This is a genomic window from Streptomyces sp. DvalAA-14 (assembly GCF_900091855.1).
Classification (GTDB): Bacteria; Actinomycetota; Actinomycetes; order Streptomycetales; family Streptomycetaceae; genus Actinacidiphila.
The window spans coordinates 1-4,105 of record NZ_FMCH01000324.1; the positions used below are offsets into that span (position 1 = coordinate 1).

The window sequence follows — 4,105 nt, forward strand, 5'->3', positions numbered from 1 at the left end:
TCACCTCCGCGCAACGCGCCTCGGCCCGGCGGGTGTCGGGCGTCCACCGCGCGCAGCATGCCGAAGGAGTCGAAGTTGGTGCGCATCGGCGGCACCGCGTCGCCCGGACGGATCCGGCTGTGTCCCGAGTGCAGCCGCGCCAGATGGGGCGCGAACCAGTCGGGCGCGAGCGCGTCGGGGATCCGGGCGGGAGCGGCGGCGGCGAGGAAGGAGTGCGACGCCGCGGCCCGCAGCCGCAGCGGACCGTCCGGGAGCCGCCCGCCGAGGAAGACGTCGACCAGCAGGGCGAACATGTCCTGGTCGGCGACGGCGTTGATGGTGTCGGGCAGCGACCCGCCGGTCAGCCTCGGGTTCACCTCGATGAGCCGGAAGCCGTCGGGGCCGTGCATCACTTCGACATGGAAGATGCCGAGGTCCAGGCCGAGCGCGCGGCAGACGTCGGAGGCGTAGGTCCCCAGCTCGTCCTCGTCCGCCGCCGGCAGCCCGGAGGGCACCGTGCAGCCCAGTTCCAGCACCGGGTTGTCCCGGCCGACCTTGCGGCTGACGCACACCAGGGGGACGTACCGGCCGCCGGACGCGGCCACCTCCACGGAGTACAGGTCGCCTCCGACCAGTTCCTCGACGATGTAGCGGGCGTCGAGCTGGACGGCCATGCCCTCGGCGAGCGCGGCCAGGTCCGCGGCGGCGGCCGAGAAGTGCGCCCGTACGTCGTCCGGTTCGGCGGCGATGGAGGTCACGGCCTTGCCGATGCCGAGGACGGGCTTGACGATGACCGGATAGCCGATCCGGTCGGCCGCCGCGAGGGCCTGACCGGTGTCCTGGACGACCTCGAACCCCACGTTGGGCAGCCCGTGGTCGCGTAACACCTCACGGCAGCGTCCCTTGTCGCGGGCGGCCAGGGTGGCGGCGGCGGGCGTGCCGCGGGCCCCGATCCGCTCGGCGAGGTCGGCGGCGGCCTGGGCGCAGTAGCTGAGGGTGGACAGGACGGCGTCGACGTCCTCCGGCCGCGCGCCCGACGCGAGCAGTGCGGCGAACACCGCCTCGCCGTCGAGGGCGTCGGCGAAGTCGGCGGTGTGATCGGCGAGTTCGGCGGCCCGGCGGCGCGGCTCGGCCGGCGCGGTGAAGTCGTACAGCGGGCAGCGCAGGAAGGTGACGGTGTGACCCCGCTGTTTGGCGTATTCGATGGCCTGGACTCCCAGACCGGTGGTCTCCACGAAGACTAGGTGGGGCATCGGCGGACCCTTCTCGGTGCACGGCTTCGGATTCGGCGCTTGCGGTTCTGCGCTTGCGGTTCGGCGCCTGCGGTTCGGCGCCTGCGGTTCTGCGCTTGCGGTTCTGGGCTTGCGGTTCTGGGCTTGCGGTTCGGCGTTTTTGGCACGGCGCTCTTGGGGTGGCGCATTCGGGGTGCTTGCCCGGTGCGGGCGAGCACCCCGGGCGGTGGGTGTCTTCCCCTGAGCCGCCGTTCATGCGCGCCGCCTCGCACCGCGGCCCGCCAGGCCGGTGGCCGCGCCCCGGGCCTCGCGGTAAGGCCCGTGGGCTCCTACCGGCCCTCACCTCATGCGCACTGCGTGGACAGGTCCTCACCACACGGTGATACGAAGCCAACGAATGTGATACACGTCACATTAAATGTTGGCAGGGATTGGATCGCGTTCCCGGGGTGAGCCGGTGCGTCGGGACACGACACGCACCTTCGCCGCCCGGCGACGCACCCCCCGGCCATCGGCCACCGGTGTCCCATTGCACCCCATGCACGAACTCGCACAAGTCGGCCCAGGCCGATGGAAAAGTTCGATCCTTGGGAGACACGCTGATGGAAAACTCTCACGGGGACGGCCAGGCCGGCGGCTTAGCCACCCCCTTGCTCATCCCGCTCGGGCGCCGCCCCGGTCCGCTGCGCACGGTCTTCTTCCACGCCCTCGGCGGCGGGATGATCCCGTACCTCGGCCTGGTCGCCCACCTCGCCCGCAAGGGCCCGGTGCACGGGATCCGCGCCCTCGGCCTGGAACCCGGGGAGGACCCCGACGCGTCCGTGCCGGCCATGGCCGACCGCTACGCCGCCCTGCTCAGCACCCTGCCATCGCCGCCCGACCTGCTCGTGGGCTGGTCGATGGGCGGCCTGCTGGCCTACGAGACCGCACAGCGCCTCCCGGCCGGCCGCCCGCCCGACCTGCTGCTCATCGACAGCAGCCCGGCGCCCCGGGACGGCACACCCGCCACCTACGGCGCGGTCCGCACCCGCGTGCTGCGGGACGCCGCCGCCCAACTGGACCCGGCCGACCTGCCCCGCACCCGCCGCACCGTCGACGCGCACCTGGCGGCGCGCCGCCGCCACAGCGCGACGGCTCCGTACAACGGACGCGCGCTGCTGGTCCCCTGCACCCACGGGGACGACCCGCACCAGGCGGACAACTGGGCCCGGCTCGTGGACGACCTGACGGTACGCCCGCTGGCGACCGATCACTTCGGCGCGCTGCGCAGCCCGCACCTCGCGACGCTCACCGCGTTCCTCGGGGAGTTCCTGGCGTCCTGTCCGGCCATCGGCGGCCGCTGACGCCCCTGCCCGCCCCGGGTCCGGCGCGCCCGCCGCCACCGCGCCTCGTCATTCCCCCCAGCAAGCCCCTTCCCGGGACACACCTGTGCCGTCCACCGGCACCAGCCGGTGCCGTCCCCTTGCGAAAGGACACCCATGCCCGCCACCCAACCCGACCACGCGGAGATGACCCGCGTGGTGAAGAAGACCGCCGCGGCGGCCTCGCAGCCCCCCTTCGACCCCGCCGCGCTGTCCGACGACGAAGCACTCAACGGCGACCGCCTGCGCATCAACTCCCTGAGCCTGGTCGGCCTGCTCGTCGACGTGGAGGAGGAACTCGGCGCGACCTTCCCCGACGACCTGTTCGTCGGCCGGTCCTTCGCCACCATCGCCGACCTGGTGGCGGTCGTCGAGCAGGGCTGCGAGGCCGTCGCATGACCGGGGTGCCCACCCGCTGGCGCAGCGTCCTGCCGCACCTGACCGGGACGCTGCCCCCCGACCGCACTCCGCCGGCCGCGGCACCCGACGGAGCCGCCGCCGGGGACGGCGTACGGGCCGGACTGCCGATGGAGCTGGTCCGCCAGAGCATCCGGCGCCGCGAGTACTGGGACATCCCCGAGGAGGTCATGGCGGCCTACCGGCGCTTCCGCCCCACCCCCCTGTGGCGGGCCCGGGAGTTCGAGCGCGCGGTGGGATCCCGGGTCCCGATCTGGGTGAAATACGAGGGCGGCAACATCTCCGGCAGCCACAAGCTCAACACCGCGCTGGCGCAGGCCTACTACTACCACCGGGCGGGCGTGCGGGAACTGGTCACCGGCACCGGCGCCGGCCAGTGGGGCACCGCGCTCGCCGCCGCCTGCGCCCGGTTCGGCATGCGCTGCACCGTCTTCATGGTGGGCGGCAGCCTGGAGCGCAAGCCGTACCGCGGAGTGCTCATGCGGATGCTGGGCGCGGAGGTGATCGCCAGCCCCAGCGCACTGACCGAAGTGGCGCGCTCGGGCCGCTCGGCCGGCAACAGCCTGTCCCTGGCGATCGGCGAGGCCGTCGAGTACGCCGCCCGCACCGAGGGCGCCGCGTTCTGCATCGGCAGCGGCGAGACGTACAGCATCCTGCACCAGTCGGTGATCGGCATCGAGGCCGCCGAGCAGCTCGCCGAGGCCGGGGCGTCGGTGGACGCGGTCGTCGGCTGCGTCGGCGCCGGCTCCAATTTCGGCGGTATCGCGCTGCCCTTCCACGCCCAGGCCGCCGCCGACGGCACCCGGCCGCCGCTGCTGGTGGCGGCGGAGTCGAGCACCACACCGAAACTGACCCGAGGCGTCTACGCCTACGACCGGACCGACGCCACCGGCACCTCCCCGCTGGAGGCGATGTACACGATCGGCAGCGACTACGCGATCCCCGACTCCCACTCCGCCGGCCTGCGTTACCACGGGGCGGCCAAGCTGGTCTCGGCCATGCGGCACGCCGGACAGATCGAGGCGACCGCGGTCGACCAGGTCGCCGCACTGGAGGCCGGGCGGGCGTTCACCACCACCGAGATGACGGTGCCGGCGCCCGAGTCGGGCCACGCCC

The 4,105-nt window shown here is 73.4% G+C and carries 4 protein-coding genes; 3 read left to right on the plus strand and 1 reads right to left on the minus strand.

From position 1 onward, the window contains the following. Positions 1 to 1,232 (minus strand): ATP-grasp domain-containing protein (locus GA0115240_RS16185; protein WP_107407154.1); only part of this gene is annotated, 1,232 nt, incomplete at its 3' end. A 581-nt stretch (positions 1,233 to 1,813) separates the two neighbouring features. Here GA0115240_RS16185 and GA0115240_RS16190 point away from each other — a divergent pair. The 3 genes from GA0115240_RS16190 to GA0115240_RS16200 all read left to right on the plus strand — a co-directional run. Then, entirely contained in the window at positions 1,814 to 2,554 is a 741-nt protein-coding gene (locus tag GA0115240_RS16190) for an alpha/beta fold hydrolase (RefSeq protein WP_093737374.1), read from the plus strand. 135 nt (positions 2,555 to 2,689) lie between these two features. Next, complete coding sequence (locus GA0115240_RS16195) at positions 2,690 to 2,971, plus strand: acyl carrier protein (protein WP_093737375.1); 282 nt, start codon at positions 2,690 to 2,692, stop codon at positions 2,969 to 2,971. Beyond that, positions 2,968 to 4,105 (plus strand): TrpB-like pyridoxal phosphate-dependent enzyme (locus GA0115240_RS16200; protein ID WP_093737376.1); only part of this gene is annotated, 1,138 nt, incomplete at its 3' end. The genes GA0115240_RS16195 and GA0115240_RS16200, both read left to right, overlap by 4 nt.